Raw genomic sequence first — 18,653 nt, forward strand, 5'->3', positions numbered from 1 at the left:
AGCCCGCTTCTCTGGACCAACTCCCCGTTGGCGCTGCAGTTGCAGTGGTTCAGGGTGCATGCTTTAGGGGACCGTCAGGAAGTCGATGACTTCCTCAACACGGCCCAGCAGGGATGCTTCAAGGTCGGCGTAGCTCCGTACGGCCCCCAGCAGCCTTTGCCAGCCCAACCCGATGTCCTCGGCGGTCTCGTGCGGCCAGCCGAAGGCGCGGAGGATGCCGGTCTTCCAATCCATGCCACGCGGCACTGTGGGCCACTTCTCAATGCCCAACACCTTGGGCCTGATGGCTTGCCACACATCCACGTACGGATGTCCCACAATGAGGACGTTTCCAGCGGCTCCGGGACAGGCCATGGCCTCGGCGGCGATGCGGGATTCTTTCGATCCCTGGACCAGGTGGTCCACCAGGATCCCGAGGCGGCGGTCCGGGCCGGGGTTGAAATCCGCAATGGCGGACGCGAGGTCGTCCACGCCATGCAAGGGTTCAACCACGATCCCTTCGACCCTGAGATCGTCACCCCAGACCTTCTCGACCAGTTCGGCGTCGTGCTTTCCTTCCACCCAGATGCGGCTGGCCTTGGCCACCTGTGCGCGCTGGCCTTGCACCTTGACGGAACCTGAGGCGGTACGGCCCGGCTGGGCGGCCGACGGCGACTGCCGGACTGCTGGAGGCATCAGGCGGATGGGCTGGCCTTCGAGCAGGAAGCCGTATCCCAACTGGAACGATTTGGACTTACCACGCCGGTCCTCCAGGGACACGATATGCATGCCGCCGGTCTTCTCCACCCTGGTCACTTCGCCCACCCACCCGGACTGGACGTCTTCAAGGACCATTCCCCGCTGGACCGCTACCTCAGGAAGCTGGCGTTTGGCGGGAGCGGTCAGATCCTGTGGACCCCAATTGTCGAAAGCCAAGGGATATTTCCTACCTTTGAGTACTTGATGGGTGGGGGAGCCGTTTGGGTTGCGAAGCTGCCGAACCTGCACGCTGGAAGCTGAATACGGGCGTTTTCAATGCTAGCAACGGGGTGGCCCATAATAGACTTGTTAGCACTTGGGCATGTTGAGTGCTAAGCGCGGAGGCCCGGCAGGCGTGCCGCAATCGCCGGTCGCCACGACCACGGACGTCGTCAGGAGGTGGAGCAATGAGTGAGCCACGCAAGTTGGAAGTGCTGCGTGCCATCGTTGAAGACTACGTGCATTCCAGGGAACCCGTTGGATCCAAGGCCCTTGTCGAGCGCCACCACCTCGGTGTTTCCAGTGCCACCATCCGCAATGACATGGCTGTCCTGGAAGAAGAAGGACTCATCGCGGCGCCCCACACCAGCGCAGGACGCATTCCCACGGACAAGGGCTACCGCCTGTTTGTGGACCGTATCTCCCAGGTAAAGCCACTTTCGGCCGCGGAGCGCCGTGCCATCCACTCCCTCCTCGAGGGCCCGGATGACGTGGACGACATCCTGGAGCGGACCGTGAGGCTCCTTTCCCAGCTGACCAACCAGGTCGCCGTCGTGCAGTACCCGCACTCGAGCCGGGCGGTCGTCCGTCACGTTGAGTTCGTGCTGCTTGCGCCAAAGCAGGTCCTGGTGGTCCTCATTGCGGACACAGGCAGCGTTGGCCAGAAGGTCATCGATGCCGGATCAGATGTTGCGAACGAGGCATTGATGCTGCTGAGGTCCCGGTTCCTCGGAAGCATAGCCGGGACGCAACTGGACCTTCTCCCACAGGTCCTTCCATCGGTAGTGGCCCTCTGCCCGCCCGAGCTTCGCGGCGTGGCCCAGACTCTTGCGCACGGCCTGCAGTCACTGAGCGACAACAGCCGCGAAGAGCGCATCTTGATGGCGGGCACCGCCAACCTGGCCCGCTCCAATGTGGACTTCCCCTTGAGCATCGGTCCGGTGCTTGAAGCCCTTGAGGAACAAGTCGTCATGCTGCGGTTGTTGTCCGATATGGGCGATGATCCGCGGGGCGTGTCAGTAAGCATTGGCCGGGAGAACCCGTACGACGGTTTGGCCGAGGCTTCCGTCGTGGCCACCGGCTACGGTTCCGGAGCCAAGGTTGGGATCCTTGGCCCTACCCGCATGGACTATCCCACCACCATGGCCGCAGTCCGGGCCGTGGCCAGATACCTTTCCCGCATTCTCGGCGGCTGAACACCGGCCCGAGGACACATCCGCAGTACAACAAGGAAGAGATACCGACTTTGAGCAGCCACTATGACGTTTTGGGAGTCTCTCCGGAAGCCACCGGGGAAGAGATCAAAAAGGCGTACCGCAAGTTGGCGCGGAAACTTCACCCGGACGTCAACCCCGGGGAAGATGTCGCGGAGCAGTTCAAGGCAGTGACCCACGCCTACGAGGTGTTGTCGGACCCGCAGAAGCGCCGTGTCTATGACGCCACCGGTAATGAAAACGGAACCGAAAACGGCTTCGGCGGCGGTTATTCCGGCCAGGGCTTCGCCTTCCAGGACATTTTCGACACCTTCTTTGGCGGCGGTGGCGGCCATGGCGGCCCGGCTTCCCGGGTCCGGCGCGGCCAGGACGCCCTCATCAGCGTCCGCATCGACCTCAAGGATGCGGTATTCGGCGTCAACAAGAAGCTCGAAGTCGACACGGCCGTTGTGTGCCCCACTTGTGATGGCAGTTGCTGCCGCCCTGGTACCCATCCTGAACGGTGTGACATCTGTGGTGGCAGCGGCCAGGTCCAGCGGGCGGTCCGGTCCATCCTCGGCCAGGTCATGACCACGGCCCCCTGTGGCTCCTGCGAGGGCTTCGGCACGGTCATCAAGGACCCCTGCAACGAATGCAGCGGGCAGGGTCGCATCCGCAGTCGTCGTTCCCTCACCATCAAGGTTCCTGCCGGTGTGGCCACCGGTACCCGGATCCAGTTGTCCGGCCAGGGCGAAGCCGGCCCCGCGGGCGGCCCGGCCGGCGATCTCTACGTCGAAATCCGCGTCAACAACGACTCCATGTTCATGCGTGAAGGCGACGACCTGCACGCAACCCTGAGCGTGCCCATGACAGCCGCTGCCCTGGGTACGGAACTTCAGTTGGACACCTTCGACGGAGCACAGGACATCGACGTCAAGGCAGGAACCCAGTCAGGCGAAATCATCACTCTTCGCGGGCTTGGCGTCACCCACCTTCGCGGCTATGGCCGAGGCGACCTCAAGGTGCATTTGCACGTCGAAACGCCTACCAAGCTCGATGCCGCCCAGGAGGAGCTGCTCCAGCAGCTCGCCAAACTGCGGGGAGAGCAGTTCACCGAGGGAAAGCTCGTTGCCAGCGGCGGCATGTTCGCCAAACTGCGGGACAAGCTCGGTAACCTGTAGCGGTGAGCAACCCCGTCTTCTTCACCCAGGCAGGCAACCTCAGCCACCTGGGGCCTGGTTCCGTGTTTGTACTGGAAGGCCCGGAGGCGCGCCACGCGGTCACCGTTAAACGCTTGGCGGTGGGCGAACAGGTAGACATCGCAGACGGCGCCGGTACACGTTTGACGGGTACGGTCTCCGAGACCGGGTCCGGCACCTTGGCTGTGACGGCCTCGGACGTCGTCTTCGAAGAGCAGCCGGCCGTTCGCCTGGTCCTCGTCCAGGCGCTTGCCAAAGGGGACCGTGACGAACTTGCCGTCGAAACGGCCACCGAACTCGGCATTGACGCGGTGGTTCCGTGGCAGTCCGAACGCTCCATTGTCCGATGGAAGGGTGATCGGGCCGCCAAGGCACATGCCAAGTGGCAGTCGGTGGTTGCCGCCGCAGCGAAACAGGCACGGAGGTCACACATCCCGCAGGTTCGCCCGATCGTGGATACCGCGGCCTTGGCGAAAGTCGTCGCTGCTGCGGACCTGGCCATCATCCTGCACGAAGACGCCAAGAACCCCTTGCGGACCGTCCTGGAGGAGTCGGGCGTGCCGGATGGCTCAGATCCGGGATCACCCCGGGAAGTGTTGCTGATCGTTGGGCCGGAGGGCGGAATCTCACCCGGTGAAGTCACCCGGCTCAGTGACGCCGGAGCCGTTACGGCGCTGTTGGGACACCATGTCCTGCGGTCGTCGACGGCGGGACCAGCCGCCGTCGTTCTCGCCAGTGACGTCCTGGGCCGCTGGTAGGACGCCGGCGGGTCCTAGCCGACGCTGAACAGTCGAGTGTCGGTACTGGACTCGATGACTTTGCCTGCGGCGTCGACCTGTGAGACCCGCAGCTCGTACTTGCCGGCCTTCAACGTCGCGCTGAAAGTAAAGACGCCGTACTGGCCCGGCTCGCCCGTTGGCTTGGCCTGTCCGTTGAGCAGACCCGTTTTCTCGGCCTTGCCGTTGTCCCTGAGGATCTGCCAGGCGATGGTTTTGGAGCTGTCGGTGCTGCGGCCGTTGAACTTCACCGCGCCCGGCGGCACCGTGACATCCTCCTGCGGATCGATGATCCACACCGGTGCCACAAGGGAGGCGTCACGTGCCATCGGCTGTCCCAGCTTCACCTGCCCGAAAGCCATGTAATCGGGGTGGCCGTCCACCAGGATGACCACCTGGATCTGCTGGCCGGAATTGATAAGGCCCGACGACGACGCCGCGGCAGTAGCTGTGTAGACCAACTGTTGAATGGCCCGCTGAGCCATGGCGGCATCGAGATTCGAATTGAAAGCATCACGGGAGATGTCCACCGTGATGACGTTCTTGCCCGATATGGAAGTAGCCAGGCTGCTGGGTTGCTGCCACGGCGTGAAGAAGTCATGGTCCAGTGGCTTTTCCGCCATCATGATCCGCAGGGCGGTGGTTACGGGGTTGTCGTCACCGTCGATGTCCCGGAACTCCCGGTAGAGGTAAACCTCATCCTTGCTGCGGCCGATCCAGTACACGGGAATTTTCGTGGAGGCCTGCGTGGTTTCCAAGGGGGCGTTGCTTGCCGGGGCCTCCTGCACGGAGAGCGAAGGGGAGCTCGGTGAAACCTGGTTTCCTGCCCCGTCGGCGATGCAGCCGGTGAGCAGCAGCACAGAGACCATCGCGGGCACGGCAAAAGCGGACTTCTTCCGCTTATGTGCGCCCTGCGCGGTGTTTCCTGGCTTGCTGATGGGGATTCCTGTCCTGCGGTGCATCGTTGGCAACCCTTCGCCGGGTCGGCGTGGCTGCGGGGCGCTTTGTCCACCCGCTATGCCAGCTTGGCACACCGCCGACGGCTGCCGGCCGGGAATGAGGGGGCACGGGGCAACTGAAACATGATTGATACCGGCTCGATGCAGAGTTGAGACAAAATGTCGGCCATCCCTTTGTGGCTTGGACGGACGGCTCAGGTGAGGTCCATGAGGGACGGGCTGGCGTAGGATTATTGCCAGGACACCATCGAACCGGAGGAGAACAGGCCATACGGCCAACACTATGAGTGAATCTTTGAACGGACGGCTCAGGACCGGAAACGGCAACCTGCCGCCCACTGAGTTCCCGCACACCTTACCGGGCACGCGCACGGAAATTGTCACGTTCGACAACTCCGACCAGATGGTTCACTCGTTGGGAAGCCACGATGAAGCCCTGCGTTACATCGAGGATCAGTTCGAAGGCGTCAGTTTCCACGTCCGTGGCAACGAACTCTCCATGACAGGTCCGTCCACCGATATTTCCCGGGTGATGCGCCTGCTTGAGGAAGTCCGTGGTCTGGTGTCAAAGGGCACGCTGGTGACCCCTGACGTTCTCCAGCAACTTGTCTCGCTGTTGCGCACGCAATCTGTGCAAAATCCTGCAGACGTGTTGACCCACAACATTCTTTCCAGCAGGGGCAAGACCATCCGCCCCAAGACGTTGAACCAGAAGAACTATGTTGATGCCATCGACGACAACACGGTCATCTTTGGGATCGGCCCCGCCGGTACGGGCAAGACCTACCTGGCCATGGCGAAAGCCGTCCAGGCGCTGCAAACGAAGGAAGTCAGCAGGATCATCCTGACGCGGCCCGCCGTCGAAGCAGGAGAGCGCCTGGGGTTCCTTCCCGGGACCCTGAGCGACAAGATCGACCCCTACCTCCGTCCGCTGTATGACGCCCTCCACGACATGATGGATCCTGAATCCATACCGCGGTTGATGGCCGCCGGGACCATCGAGGTAGCGCCCCTGGCCTACATGCGTGGCCGCACCTTGAATGACGCCTTCATCATTCTTGACGAAGCGCAGAACACCACACCCGAACAGATGAAGATGTTCCTGACCCGACTCGGTTTCGGATCCAAGATGGTAGTCACCGGAGACGTCACCCAGATTGACCTTCCGTTCGGGGCGACGTCAGGCCTGCGCATCGTCCGGGAAATCCTCACGGGGATCGACGACGTCAATTTCTCGATCCTTGAAGCCGCCGACGTCGTCAGGCACCGTTTGGTTGCCGACATCGTCTCGGCCTACAGCAACTGGGATGACGCGCATCGCGCCGACGCCAACACCCATCACAAGCGTGGAGAACGTCAATGAGCATCGAAGTAAACAACGAGTCCGGCGTCGCGGTGGACGAGGCCCAGCTGGTGACGTTGTCGCGCTTCATCTTTGAGCGTCTCTACATCCATCCCCAGGCCGAGCTGTCCATCCTGCTGGTGGACGAGCCTGCCATGGAGAAGCTGCACATCGAGCTGATGGACGAGCCCGGAGCCACGGACGTCCTTTCGGTACCGATGGACGAGCTGACGCCGGGTACTCCGGACAAGCCGACGCCCCAAGGCATGCTTGGGGACATCGCCATTTGCCCGCAGGTGGCCGAGGTGCAGGCGCGCAACGCGGGACACCCGACACAGGACGAGATGCTGCTCCTTACCACCCACGGCATTCTCCACCTGCTTGGCTTCGACCACGCAGACCCTGAGGAGAAAGCCGAGATGTTCGGTTTGCAGCGTGAGTTGCTGTCTGAATTCCTGGGCAAGGATGCCCCCATGGAGACCATGCAGTGACCTCGATCATCCTGGTCGGCATGGCGCTGGTTTTCCTGAGCTTCGTCGCCTTGCTGACCGCAGCGGAGGCTGCTTTCAACTTCCTGCCCCGTCATGAAGCCGAACAATCCATAGGCCGAAACAAGGGCAAGGCCCTGGGCGGCATCCTGAGGAACCCCATCGCGCACATGCGCGCCTTGCGGTTCTGGCGGGTGTGGTTCGAGATGGCGGCTGCGGTGGCAGTCGCCGTCGTCCTTCACAGCCTGTTGGACAACGTATGGCTTGCGGGCCTCGCGGCCACCGGCATTATGGCCGTCATCGGTTTTGTGTTGGTAGGGGTTTCCCCCCGGCAATTGGGCAGGGCGCACTCAGGACCGGTAGTCCGGTTCACCGCGCCCCTGATCAGGTTCCTCTGCTGGATCCTCGGACCCATTCCCGGATGGCTTGTGGCGCTGGGACAGGCAGTGGCGCCCGGCGCTCCAGCCGGTGATGACGCGTTCGTCAGCGAAGAAGAGTTCCGCGAGTTCGTGGACCGGGCAGCCGAATCCGACATGATCGAGGACAACGAGGCAGAACTCATTCACTCTGTTTTCGACTTCGGGGACACCCTGGTGCGCTCCGTCATGGTTCCCCGTACTGACATTGTCACCATCGGAACCGGCACGGACCTGGAGACAGCCATGGCCCTGTTCCTGCGGTCGGGCTATTCGAGAATCCCGGTAATCGGCGAAAACACGGACCAGATCCGTGGAATTCTCTACCTGAAGGACGTGGCAGCGGCCCTGCACCGCACGGAGCCAGGGCTCCAGGCCCACGACGTCGACTCGCTGGCCCGGGATGTCCGTTACGTTCCGGAGTCCAAGCCGGTCAGTGACCTCCTCCGCGAACTCCAGCAGGAATCCACCCACGTGGCCATTGTCATTGATGAGTACGGTGGCACAGCCGGCCTCGTTACCCTCGAGGACCTGATCGAGGAAATCGTGGGGGAGATCGTGGATGAATACGACGCCGCCGCCGAAGAGGCCATCGATCTGGGGGATGGCACGTACCGGGTCAGCTCACGGATGAGCATCGATGACCTGGGCGAACTGTTCGACATGGACCTCGACGACGACGAGGTAGACACTGTCGGTGGCCTCCTCGCCAAGGCACTGGGGCAGGTACCCATTGTCGGAAGTTCCGTGGAGGTGAACGGAGTGTCGCTGCGGGCCGATAGGCTTGAGGGTCGCCGAAACAGGGTCAGCCACATCATTGCGGCAGCCATCCCAAAGGAAGACACTGACTTTGAGGACCTCCTCGAAGACGCCGACTCAACGCAACAGGGAGTTCCACGTGAGCAAGCAAAATAAGAAATTCGACGCCGATCAGGACTTCGGTGGCTTCCACGCAGGTTTCTCCGTGCTGGTCGGCCGGCCCAATGCCGGCAAGTCAACCCTCACCAACGCCTTGGTGGGGCAAAAGGTGGCCATCACGTCCGCAAAACCGCAGACCACGCGCCACACCATCCGTGGCATCGTGCACCGCGACGACGCGCAGCTCATCCTCGTTGACACGCCAGGTCTCCACCGGCCGCGCACGTTGTTGGGCAAGCGCCTCAACGATCTGGTGGCAGACACCCTGTCCGAAGTTGACGCCATTGGATTCTGCCTTCCGGCCAATGAGAAAATCGGCCCTGGCGACAAGTACATTGCGGCGCAGTTGGCCGCAGTGGGTCGCAAGCCGATTGTCGCCATCGTGACCAAGACCGACCTGGTGGACCGCCAGGCATTGACCGAGCAGTTGCTGGCCGTCGCTGAACTGGGCCGGGATGTGCTGGGTGAACAGGGCTGGGCAGACATTGTCCCGGTTTCCGCGGCGGATGGCTTCCAGGTCTCAACGGTTGCCGATGTCCTGATCAGCCACATGCCGTCGTCGCCGCCGCTGTACCCTGACGGCGAACTCACTGATGAGCCCGAGGCAGTCATGATCGCCGAATTGATCCGGGAAGCTGCTTTGGAGGGTGTCCGGGATGAGCTCCCGCACTCCCTGGCAGTGGTGGTCGAAGAAATTGTTCCCCGCGAAGGCCGAACCGAGGACAACCCGCTGCTGGACGTCAGGGTCAACTTGTACGTTGAGCGGCCGTCCCAAAAGGCGATCATCATCGGTAAGGGGGGGAGCCGCTTGCGGGAAGTGGGAACGAACGCCCGAAAAGGCATCGAAACCCTTCTGGGCACCCGGATCTACCTTGATCTCCACGTCAAGGTGGCCAAGGACTGGCAGCGCGACCCCAAGCAGTTGGTGAAACTCGGGTTCTAGGTTTGCCGGGACACGATCCTGCGCAGTGCCCCTCCGATAGGGAACTTCCCAGAATTGGCAACTATGATTGCGGAGATTCAGGTGATTAAGGAAAGGTAAACCGAATAGTGCGACGTCGTGACGCCCGCCCGCAGGGCACCGGCACCGCCGGCCCCGTTGCGGGACGCCATGGGGAGGATGCTGATGGCACTCCCCGGCACATGAAGGAACGCAAGGGGCTGCCGCTCTGGTTGAAAATTACGACCGGCGTGGTTTCCTTGGCGCTGGTTGCCGGCGTTGCCTTTGCCGCATTCTGGTTTATCCGCCTTCAGTCGAACATCACCAAAGCCCCACTCAGCGCCGGCGAAAACCGGGATTCGGGGGCTGCGGCAGCGAACGACAAAACCGACCGGTTGCAGATCCTCATTCTTGGGTCGGACACCCGTGACGGAAAAAACTCCGACTACGGCACCTCTGAGGACTCCACCGGCTACGGGCATTCCGATGTCATGATGCTGCTGGACATTTCCGCGGACAACAAGCGCGTCAATGTCATGAGCTTCCCACGCGACCTGCTGGTTGATGTGCCGCAGTGTACGGACCACACCAACAACCAGACCTTCCCTGCCAGAAGTGGCGTGATGATCAATGAGGCCATGGCAGAGGCCGGCATTGGCTGCGCTGTGGATACGGTCAACAAACTGACCGGCCTGGAGATCGACCACTTCATGATGGCGGACTTCAACGCTGTCAAGGAGCTCTCCAAAGCTGTTGGTGGCGTTAACGTCTGTGTCAGCGATCCCGTTTTCGATCCGGACTCCCGCCTCCGGCTCCCCAAGGGCAATTCCCTGGTTGAAGGCGAACAGGCATTGGCGTTCCTGCGAACCAGGCATGCATTTGGTGATGGTGGCGACCTCGGACGGATCAAGGGCCAACAGGCTTTCCTCTCGTCGATGACCAGGAAGCTCAAGGACGAAGGTACTTTGGGCAATCCGCAGCGGCTGCTGCAAATTGCCGACGTCGTAACGCAGAACCTCACGGTCGACAACGGACTGGCTTCCGTGCCGTCCCTGCTGACGATCGGCGGGCGGCTGAAGGACATTGATGTCTCAAAGGTGGCCTTCGTCGCTGTTCCCACCCAGCCGGCTGCCATCGATCCGAACCGACTGGAGCTGGCCGAACCACAGGCATCGCAGCTTTTCTCGGCACTGCGGGCCGATCTTGACCTCACCACGCCGGGTGCGACCTCGAGCCCGGCCGCTTCCCAAAGCCCGGCAGCCCAGCCAACTGCTACGACGCCAGCCGTGCCCGCCTACAACAAGGCCATCCAGCCGGTCGCGGTTGCCAACGGCAGCGGAGTAGCCACCAGGGCCCAGGAAGTAATGGCCGTCCTCACGGGCAACGGCTTCACCCAGGCTGTGTCCTACCTGGCCAACCCGGTGGACCGGACCGTGGTCTATTACGGAGCCGGTTTTGCGGACGTGGCCGCCGATGTGGCGACCCTCTACGGTATTCCTGCCGCGCAGGTCCAGCAGGCAGCGGGAGTCGCCGGTGTTCAGCTCTATGTGGGCACTGACTTCGGAACGGGCTTGGTCTATGGGGCTGCTTCGGTACCGCCGGACGTTGTTAATCAGACAGCCAGCGACGCCGTCTGCCAGCAGGTCAATCCGCTGTATATCGACCAATAATTATTGAAGCCCAAAGAGGCCGGGCCAGATGGCCCGGCCTCTTTGGTTAGCTCGTCGGCTGCTTACCAGATACTGACCCGTTCTCCGGGTTCCATCCACATTCCGTCGCCCTCGGCCACGGAGAACGCCTGGTGGAAAGCGTCGAGGTTGCGGGCAATGGCATTGGTACGGAACTCGTTGGGGGAGTGCGGGTCGGTGGCCAACCTCCGTATTGCTTCCTCAGTGCGGATTACCTGGCGCCATCCGGCTGCCCACGACATGAAGAACCGCTGCTGTCCGGTGAAGCCGTCGATGACTTCAGGTTCCGCCCCGTCCAGGCTGAGGAGGTAGGCCTTGTAGGCGATTGCGAGGCCACCCAGATCGCCGATGTTCTCACCCAGAGTCAGTTTTCCGTTCACCTTGTGGTCGGGGGCGGCATAGGGGGAGAGGGCGTCGTACTGTGCCACCAGTTTGGTGGTGAGGGCTTCAAAGGCAGTTCGGTCTTCTTCGGTCCACCAGTTCCGAAGGGCGCCCGTTCCGTCGAACTGGGACCCCTGATCGTCGAATCCGTGGCCGATTTCATGTCCAATGACGGCTCCGATACCGCCGTAGTTCACGGCGTCGTCCGCATCGGCATTGAAGAATGGCGGCTGGAGGATGGCGGCGGGAAAGACGATTTCATTCAGCATCGGGTGATAGTAGGCATTGACGGTTTGTGGCGTCATGAGCCACTTGGTGAGATCCACCGGCTTGCCGATCTCGTCAAGGTGCCTGTCGACGTCGGCATTGTGTGCACGCTCTACATTGCCCAAAAGGTCAGTGGGGTCGATCTCGACGGCCGAGTAATCAATCCACTTCTCGGGGAAGCCGATCTTGGGCCGGAAGGCCTGGAGCTTCTTGAGGGCCTCAACCTTGGTTTCTTCGCTCATCCAGGTGAGCGCTGAAATGCTGTCCCGGTAGGCTTCGATGAGGTTTCCCACCAGTGTCTCCATCCGGGCCTTGTGACCGGGAGGAAAATGCCGCTCAACGTAGATTTGGCCTACTGCTTCGCCGAGGGCAGCTTCCACCACGGCTACGCCGCGCTTCCACCTTTCCTTGTTGCGGGGCGTGCCGCTGAGCGTGGTCCCATAGAAGTCGAAGTTGGTCTCGACGAAACCGGACGACAAATATGGGGCGGCCGAGCTCAGGATGCGCAGGGTCAGCCATTCCTTCCACGTTTGCAGGGACTCGGATTCCAGGAGTGCAGCGGCTCCCGTAAAGAAGTCCGGCGTGCTCACCACCAGCTCGCTCCGCTTGTCCTGGTCCACGCGAGCCGCTTCAAACCACGTGTCCAGTAAGGGGAACAGCGCCCGCGCTTCGTCTGCGGTCTTGAGGTTGTAGGTCTTTTGCGGATCCCGAAGGGTGACGTTGTCCCAGTGATGCGAGGCCAGCGCCCGTTCCAGGGCAACCACTCGCCCGGCGGCGGCCTCTGCATCGGGGATGGACGCGAGGTTGAACATGGCGGCAATGTATTTACCGTAGGCCGTCACGATCTCTTCGAATTTTTCGTCGCGGTAGTACGATTCGTCAGGCAACCCCAGGCCGCCCTGACCGATGTAGAGAAGGATGCGTTCGGGATTGCCGGCATCCGGCGCAGGGTAGATGGAGAACAGGCCTGAGACGTCGGATCGGAACAACCGCCCGATGAGCGCTGCCAATTCCTGCGGGGAGTCTACGGATTCAACCTCCTGGAGCCTGCCGCGGACCGGCTCGTAGCCCTTTTCCTCCGCCGCCGCTTCATCCATGAAGCTGGCATAGAGGCCGCCGACTTTTTGTTCGACGCCGGTAGCTGAGTCCGCTTTTGCGGCGGCTTCTTCGATGATCGCCTTCACGGCAAGCTCGGCACCGTCCCTCAGTGCGGTGAAGGTTCCTTCCAACGGGCGGTCGTCCGGGATCGTCGTGCTGTTGAGCCACGCGCCATTGACGTGTTGGTAGAGGTCGTCCTGGGGCCGGACGTTGTGGTCGATGTTGGAAAGAGTGATCCCCGACTGTGGCACTGTGGCTCCTTGTGTGGACGCTGCAGCCGGCGTTTCCACCGTCGTGGCGTCTGCATAGTGGACGTTGCATGAGGTGTTGCACTGTCATCATACGCATCGTGTTACTGTGAATTTGTGCGTGCGGAAATGCTTCTTCTTAGCTGCCGCGGCGAGGCCTGAAAGCTATCTGACGCTGGGCCATCCTCGCCGCGGAGTTCCGTTGTGTCCGGCTAAGCTTTCACTTAGTTCTTTACAGAAAAGGCCACATCATGCGTAATGCACAAAAGCCCTCCGGTATGCCGATTCACCGCTACCTGCCGTTCCAGGACCAGATCACTGTAGATGTTCCGGACCGCACCTGGCCTGACAAAGTCATCACCAAGGCCCCTCGCTGGTGCGCGGTTGACCTGCGGGACGGAAACCAAGCACTGATCGATCCGATGAGTCCGGCACGCAAACTGAAGATGTTCCAGCTGCTCGTCAAGATGGGCTATAAGGAGATCGAGGTTGGCTTCCCCTCGGCATCTCAAACAGATTTCGACTTCGTTCGGCAGCTCATCGAAGGCGGCCACATTCCTGACGATGTCAGCATCCAGGTCCTGACCCAGGCGCGCGAGCACCTGATTGAGCGGACCTACGAGTCCTTGGTGGGCGCCAAACAGGCCATCGTCCACCTCTATAACTCCACCTCCGTGCTGCAGCGCCGGGTGGTCTTCAACCAGGACGAAGACGGCATTATGGACATCGCCTTGCAGGGTGCCCGCCTTTGCAAGAAGTACGAAGAGACGCTGCAAGACACGCACATCACGTACGAATACTCCCCGGAGTCCTTCACGGGCACCGAGCTGGAGTACGCTGCCCGCGTCTGCAATGCCATCGCCGATGTCTTTGAGGCCTCCGCGGACAAGCAAGTCATTATCAACCTGCCGGCAACGGTGGAAATGGCGACACCCAACGTCTACGCGGACTCGATCGAGTGGATGCACCGCAATCTGCACCCGCGCGAGGGAATCATCATCTCCCTGCACCCGCACAACGACCGCGGGACTGGCGTGGCTGCTGCTGAACTGGGATACCTGGCAGGTGCCGACCGGATTGAAGGCTGCCTGTTCGGCAACGGAGAGCGCACCGGCAACGTGGACCTGGTGACCTTGGGCCTGAACATGTTCGTGCAGGGCGTTGATCCCATGATCGACTTCTCCGACATCGATGAAGTCCGCCGCACGGTGGAGTACTGCAACCAACTGCCGGTGCCGGAGCGCTCCCCGTATGGTGGAGACCTCGTGTTTACCGCGTTTTCCGGTTCGCACCAGGACGCGATCAAGAAGGGCTTCGAGGCGCTCGAGAAGGATGCCGCGGCTGCCGGCAAGTCGGTGGATGACTTCACGTGGCAGGTTCCGTACCTGCCCATCGACCCCAAGGATCTCGGCCGAAGCTACGAAGCCGTCATCCGGGTTAACTCCCAGTCCGGCAAGGGTGGCGTCGCCTACCTGCTGAAGAATGAGCACAACCTGGACCTGCCGCGCAGGGCCCAGATCGAGTTCTCCGGTGTCATCCAGCGACGCACCGACGCTGTGGGCGGTGAGGTCAGTGGCGCCCAGCTGTGGCAGATCTTCCAGGACGAGTACCTCCCCTCTGACGAAGAACAGGCGCAATGGGGCCGCTACACCCTGGGCAGCGTGAGCACCGAGACTGACGAGTCCGGTGCCATGACCATGAACGCGAACCTCAGGATCGACGGTGCCGAAGTACGCCGAACAGGTCACGGCAACGGTCCCATCGCGGCACTTCTGGACATCCTGCACCAGGACGGCGTGGACGTGCGGGTGCTCGACTACAGCGAGCACGCACTGTCCGAAGGCGGCAGCGCGAGTGCGGCAGCGTACGTAGAATGCGCTGTCGGTGAACGCGTACTCTGGGGCGTCGGGATTGATCCCAGCACCACCACGTCATCACTGAAGGCCCTGATCTCGGCAGTAAACCGGGCAGTCCGCGACGCCCAGGCATAGAACCCTGCGGTGTGGTGGCTGGATTTTCAGTCACCACACCGTCCGGCGGTCACGCCCGACCGGCGCGAAGTGCAAAGATTAGTTGTGGCCAATCCGTCGTTTGCAGCACGGTCCTATCGGGACGATGCCGTAGTGCTCCGTACTCACAAGCTGGGCGAGGCGGACAGGATCATTACGCTGCTGACCAAGCACCATGGGCAGGTACGGGCCGTCGCCAAGGGAGTCCGGAGAACCAGCAGCCGGTTTGGAGCGCGCCTTGAGCCGTTCATGGTCGCCGACCTGCAACTCGTGTCCGGCCGAACACTCGACATCGTGACCCAGGCAGTCGCCAAAGGAGCCTACGGAAGCGCCATAGCCGCCGACTACGGCCGGTTCACCGTGGCGGCCGCAATGACCGAGACAGCCGAGAAATTGACGGATGCCGACACCGAGTCGGGGACCGCTCAATACAATCTGCTGGTTGGAGCACTGGCCTCTTTGAGTCGCTCCGACCACCCGCCCGAACTCATTCTGGATTCGTATCTCCTGCGCGCCCTGGCGACCGGTGGCTGGGCACCAAGCTTTACGGATTGTGCCCGATGTGGCCGTCCCGGCCCCCACACTGCATTTGCGGCGCCGGTGGGCGGAATGGTGTGCAGCGATTGCCGTCCTCCGGGTTCTCCGGCTCCCGCACCGGAAACGGTGCAACTCCTCGGAGCGCTGCTGACAGGCAATTGGAGCATTGCCGATGCCTCGGATCCCCGGCATCGCAGGGAAAGCGCGGGGCTGGTGGCCAGTTACCTGCAATGGCATTTGGAACGTGCCGTGAAATCACTCAAACATGTGGAGCGAAGCTGACAGTGGCACTTGGCAAAAAGAACAAGTCAACAGTAGCGAGGACGGCGCCAGTGGTTGCGCCTTATGGACACCCTTCCGGGGCAGTGCCACCAAAGATACCCACTGAGCTCATACCGCAGCACGTGGCCATTGTCATGGATGGCAATGGGCGCTGGGCCAACCAGAGGGGGCTGCCCCGGGTAGAGGGGCACAAGGCAGGGGAGCCGGCACTGTTGGACGTCATGGCCGGTGCGATCGAGCTGGGCATCAAGTACGTCAGCGTCTATGCCTTCTCCACCGAGAACTGGCGGCGTTCGCCTGATGAAGTCCGGTTTCTCATGGGATTTAACAAGGACGTGCTACGTCGTCAACGCAATCAGCTTGACGAGTGGGGAGTCCGGATCCGCTGGGCCGGTCGTCGGCCACGACTGTGGGGTTCGGTGATCAAGGAACTGGAAGAGGCCGAGGACTACACGCGGGCCAATGACACCTGCACTTTGACCATGTGTGTTAATTACGGGGGACGGGCGGAGATCGCTGACGCGGTCGCAGCCATTGCCCAGGACGTGGCGGCGGGGCGGTTGAAGCCTGGCTCTGTCTCGGAGAAGACCATCCAGAAGTACCTGGATGAACCCGACCTTCCGGATGTGGATCTCTTCCTTCGCAGCTCCGGCGAGCAGCGCCTCTCCAACTTCCTCCTCTGGCAGTCGGCTTACGCGGAGTTCGTTTTCATGGACACTCTGTGGCCGGACGTTGACAGGCGGACGCTCTGGGAGGCCGTGGAGATTTACGCCAAGCGGGATCGCCGCTACGGTGGTGCGATTGATGCCGCCCCCGCTACCAAATAGCACGGCCGCGCTAATACGGGGTGTGCCTGCTCAGTAGGGGTATGCCGCAAGCCAGACGGCGACGTCCCGATAGGCCTGCTGGCGTACTGTGCGTCGGGACAGGAACACATCGTGAAGGGCTCCGGGATAGCGGAAGACGGCCGTGCGCCGGGCCAGGCCCAGCGCACGTCGGGATGTTTCCTCGACGTCGATGACGGCATCGGCCCGCATGAGGTCCGCCGTCCATTCCGCTTGGATCCGGGTCCGTCCGGATAAGAGGACCAACACCGGCGCGTCAATGTTGAGCTTACGTTCTACGGCAGCGTGGCCGGCGAGCACTGCTTTGGTCCATCCCGCCCGGATCGGGAAGGACGCCCGTGGTCGCCAGACCGGATCCAGGATCCATTCGCCGTGGGCTTCGTTGCTGACGCTTTCCCAGTACGCAGGCATCTCGGGGAACCTGAAGGGCCTTTTCGGGTCCGTTCGGGCAAAAGGTTCAACCAGATGCATGGCGATACTTCGGACCAAGCTGCTTCCCTGCAGTTCAAGCCACGGTGAATTCAGTACCAAGGTGCCCACTCTGCCCGGGTTGCGGTCAGCCCACAGGGCAGCGATGAGACCGCCCAGGGAGTGGGCCACCATGTGGATGGTGGGTGCAGTGGAGTTGCCGGTCCGGGCCATCACGTCCCGTTCGACTTCCACTAAGGCTGCCGCAATGTCCTCGTCGTAAACACCAAGGTCGGAGGTGTATCCGGGAGTCTGTCCGGGGAGGAGGCTGCGGCCGAACTTCCGCAGGTCCAGCGCGTAGAAGTGGAAACCGGAGGCTGTGAGGTATTCGGCGAGCTCGGTCTGGAGGAAGTAGTCCGCCCATCCGTGGAGGTACAGGACGGCCCGCGGGGCACTTCCGGGATCCGCAGGGGTGGCGCGACGATGGCGCTTGGTTAAGGACACCAGGAAGTCCAGTACACCTTGCGGGGCGGGGTGGGCGACGGGAGGCGCGTGCCTGACCAGCGTCGCCTTGACCTGTCCCTCCTCATCCGGCTTAAGGGGCAGGTCCAAGCATTCATAGCCGTGGCCCAAGACGTCGTTTTCCCATCCGGCACCGGTTTTACCTGCGGCGCTCATCTGTCCCCCTCATGGTGGTCGTCCGGTGCTTTGTCCTGCATGAAGCCCCTGATCCATCGGGCCAGGCGGCCGTAGGCGTCCTTCCTCACGGCAGGTGCCGACAGGAATACGTCATGGAGGCCACCATCGATACGCTCCAAAGTCACAGTCCGGCCCAGTGCCATGGCCCGCAAAGCCATTACGCCTACATCAAGCACAGCGTCTGAACGGCGCATGGACTCGCGCCACATCATGCCGTTTGCGCTGGCTGAGGACATCAGCACCAGAACCGGCATTTCCAGGTTCAGGCCGCGGGCCACCTGCGACTGGCCGGCGAAAACGGCGCGGAGCCAGCCGGCCCGGACAGGAAAGGCCAAGGGCGGCCGATACTTTTCGTCCAAGTGCCATTCACCCTCTGCGGAGCTGCTGATGCTGCGAAAATAGAAACCACGCTCCGGCAGTTTCAGGACCGTTTCGGGACGGAATCTCGCCAAAGGCGCCACCATGGCGTTCGCTGTCCGCCGGACCATGGAACTCCCATGCATCTCCAGCCAGGGGCTGTCGAGAATGAGGTACTGGACTCGTTCAGGGTGTCGGCTGGCCCAGAGGGCGGCTACCAACCCGCCTGTCGAGTGGCCCATGAGTGTCAGGTTGTCCGCCGTGGATCCGGCACGTCCTTGGTGAATCGCGTTAATGGCCTGGTTGATTTCGGCGTCGTAGTCGGCCAGGTTGGCGACATAGCCACCGGGATCTCCGGGCTGGAGGCTCCGTCCATGGTTGTGCAGGTCCAGGGCATAGAACTCATAGCCCTGGCGCGACCAAAACTCGGCGAGCTCGGTGTTGAAGAAGTAGTCACTCCATCCATGGAGGAACAAAACAACGCCAAGGCGTCGCACCGAACCGTCGTCGCCGCTTTCGGCCTGGGCCAGCGGATCCGCGTCGTGTCGGATCAGCGTGGCATGGCGGATCACGCCATCCGGTCCTGCTGCGTCGATACTGCAGGACTGGTAGCCGGTTCCCAGGATGTCAGCGGTCCATTCCATGG

General features: G+C 62.0%; 16 protein-coding genes. 11 read left to right on the forward strand and 5 right to left on the reverse strand.

The window, feature by feature from the left end; translation table 11 throughout:
- Nucleotides 1–63: 63 nt before the first annotated feature.
- A complete protein-coding gene (locus NEK97_RS00945) occupies nt 64–915 on the reverse strand; it encodes a DUF3097 domain-containing protein (RefSeq protein ID WP_257368025.1) in 852 nt (283 codons plus the stop codon).
- Between the two features lie 230 nt (nt 916–1,145).
- Here NEK97_RS00945 and hrcA point away from each other — a divergent pair, with 230 nt between their 5' ends.
- From hrcA to NEK97_RS00960, 3 genes are read left to right on the forward strand one after another with little or no spacing between them, the layout of a single operon-like run.
- Nucleotides 1,146–2,153 (forward strand): heat-inducible transcriptional repressor HrcA, encoded by a 1,008-nt coding sequence (gene hrcA, locus NEK97_RS00950; RefSeq protein ID WP_257368026.1) that lies wholly within the window; start codon nt 1,146–1,148, stop codon nt 2,151–2,153.
- Between the two features lie 50 nt (nt 2,154–2,203).
- Nucleotides 2,204–3,331 carry a molecular chaperone DnaJ gene (dnaJ, locus tag NEK97_RS00955; protein ID WP_211712328.1) on the forward strand — a complete coding sequence of 376 codons (1,128 nt, stop codon included), beginning with the start codon at nt 2,204–2,206 and terminating at the stop codon, nt 3,329–3,331.
- A gap of 2 nt (nt 3,332–3,333) precedes the next feature.
- Nucleotides 3,334–4,107: a 16S rRNA (uracil(1498)-N(3))-methyltransferase gene (locus NEK97_RS00960; protein WP_257368027.1), complete on the forward strand. Its 774-nt coding sequence runs from the start codon at nt 3,334–3,336 to the stop codon at nt 4,105–4,107.
- Nucleotides 4,108–4,121: 14 nt separating this feature from the next.
- Here NEK97_RS00960 and NEK97_RS00965 read toward each other — a convergent pair whose 3' ends face one another.
- Nucleotides 4,122–4,994, reverse strand: a complete 873-nt coding sequence (locus NEK97_RS00965; RefSeq protein ID WP_257368430.1) for a GerMN domain-containing protein — start codon at nt 4,992–4,994, stop codon at nt 4,122–4,124.
- Between the two features lie 373 nt (nt 4,995–5,367).
- On the opposite strand from NEK97_RS00965, the gene NEK97_RS00970 reads away from it, so the two are divergent.
- The 5 genes from NEK97_RS00970 (at nt 5,368) to NEK97_RS00990 (ending at nt 10,858) form a co-directional block, all read left to right on the forward strand.
- Nucleotides 5,368–6,447 (forward strand): PhoH family protein, encoded by a 1,080-nt coding sequence (locus NEK97_RS00970; protein WP_257368028.1) that lies wholly within the window; start codon nt 5,368–5,370, stop codon nt 6,445–6,447.
- Complete coding sequence (ybeY, locus tag NEK97_RS00975; RefSeq protein ID WP_257368029.1) at nt 6,444–6,917, forward strand: rRNA maturation RNase YbeY; 474 nt, start codon at nt 6,444–6,446, stop codon at nt 6,915–6,917. The genes NEK97_RS00970 and ybeY overlap by 4 nt, the downstream gene beginning before the upstream one ends.
- Nucleotides 6,914–8,245, forward strand: coding sequence for a hemolysin family protein (locus tag NEK97_RS00980; RefSeq protein WP_235520712.1), 1,332 nt, complete (start codon nt 6,914–6,916; stop codon nt 8,243–8,245). Before ybeY ends, NEK97_RS00980 begins: the two co-directional genes overlap by 4 nt.
- Nucleotides 8,229–9,191 (forward strand): GTPase Era, encoded by a 963-nt coding sequence (gene era, locus NEK97_RS00985; protein WP_257368030.1) that lies wholly within the window; start codon nt 8,229–8,231, stop codon nt 9,189–9,191. Before NEK97_RS00980 ends, era begins: the two co-directional genes overlap by 17 nt.
- Nucleotides 9,192–9,298: 107 nt before the next feature.
- Complete coding sequence (locus tag NEK97_RS00990) at nt 9,299–10,858, forward strand: LCP family protein (protein WP_257368031.1); 1,560 nt, start codon at nt 9,299–9,301, stop codon at nt 10,856–10,858.
- Between the two features lie 62 nt (nt 10,859–10,920).
- Here NEK97_RS00990 and NEK97_RS00995 read toward each other — a convergent pair whose 3' ends face one another.
- Complete coding sequence (locus tag NEK97_RS00995) at nt 10,921–12,873, reverse strand: M13-type metalloendopeptidase (protein ID WP_257368032.1); 1,953 nt, start codon at nt 12,871–12,873, stop codon at nt 10,921–10,923.
- 248 nt (nt 12,874–13,121) lie between these two features.
- Between NEK97_RS00995 and leuA the strand changes: the two genes are divergently transcribed.
- The 3 genes from leuA to NEK97_RS01010 all read left to right on the forward strand — a co-directional run bounded on the left by leuA (nt 13,122) and on the right by NEK97_RS01010 (nt 16,525).
- The gene (gene leuA, locus NEK97_RS01000; RefSeq protein ID WP_235520708.1) at nt 13,122–14,861 is read left to right on the forward strand and encodes a 2-isopropylmalate synthase; all 1,740 of its coding nucleotides are present in this window, start codon (nt 13,122–13,124) and stop codon (nt 14,859–14,861) included.
- 84 nt (nt 14,862–14,945) lie between these two features.
- Nucleotides 14,946–15,698, forward strand: a complete 753-nt coding sequence (gene recO, locus NEK97_RS01005; protein WP_257368033.1) for a DNA repair protein RecO — start codon at nt 14,946–14,948, stop codon at nt 15,696–15,698.
- A 2-nt stretch (nt 15,699–15,700) separates the two neighbouring features.
- Nucleotides 15,701–16,525 carry an isoprenyl transferase gene (locus tag NEK97_RS01010; RefSeq protein ID WP_257368034.1) on the forward strand — a complete coding sequence of 275 codons (825 nt, stop codon included), beginning with the start codon at nt 15,701–15,703 and terminating at the stop codon, nt 16,523–16,525.
- Between the two features lie 30 nt (nt 16,526–16,555).
- Here the strand turns inward: NEK97_RS01010 and NEK97_RS01015 are convergent, their stop codons facing one another.
- Together NEK97_RS01015 and NEK97_RS01020 are read right to left on the reverse strand one after the other, a co-directional pair.
- The gene (locus NEK97_RS01015; protein WP_257368035.1) at nt 16,556–17,629 is read right to left on the reverse strand and encodes an alpha/beta hydrolase; all 1,074 of its coding nucleotides are present in this window, start codon (nt 17,627–17,629) and stop codon (nt 16,556–16,558) included.
- Nucleotides 17,626–18,651 (reverse strand): alpha/beta hydrolase, encoded by a 1,026-nt coding sequence (locus tag NEK97_RS01020; RefSeq protein WP_257368037.1) that lies wholly within the window; start codon nt 18,649–18,651, stop codon nt 17,626–17,628. Before NEK97_RS01020 ends, NEK97_RS01015 begins: the two co-directional genes overlap by 4 nt.
- Nucleotides 18,652–18,653: the final 2 nt, after the last annotated feature.

The sequence above is a fragment of the Paenarthrobacter sp. UW852 genome, from assembly GCF_024608385.1.
GTDB lineage: Bacteria > Actinomycetota > Actinomycetes > Actinomycetales > Micrococcaceae > Arthrobacter.

Coding starts and splice junctions, on each gene's coding strand:
- hrcA (WP_257368026.1), top strand. CDS start 1,146: ATGAGTGAGCCACGCAAGTTGGAAGTGCTGCGTGCCATCGTTGAAGAC.
- NEK97_RS00965 (WP_257368430.1), bottom strand. CDS start 4,994: ATGGTCTCTGTGCTGCTGCTCACCGGCTGCATCGCCGACGGGGCAGGA.
- NEK97_RS00970 (WP_257368028.1), top strand. CDS start 5,368: ATGAGTGAATCTTTGAACGGACGGCTCAGGACCGGAAACGGCAACCTG.
- ybeY (WP_257368029.1), top strand. CDS start 6,444: ATGAGCATCGAAGTAAACAACGAGTCCGGCGTCGCGGTGGACGAGGCC.
- leuA (WP_235520708.1), top strand. CDS start 13,122: ATGCGTAATGCACAAAAGCCCTCCGGTATGCCGATTCACCGCTACCTG.
- NEK97_RS01015 (WP_257368035.1), bottom strand. CDS start 17,629: ATGAGCGCCGCAGGTAAAACCGGTGCCGGATGGGAAAACGACGTCTTG.
- NEK97_RS01020 (WP_257368037.1), bottom strand. CDS start 18,651: ATGGAATGGACCGCTGACATCCTGGGAACCGGCTACCAGTCCTGCAGT.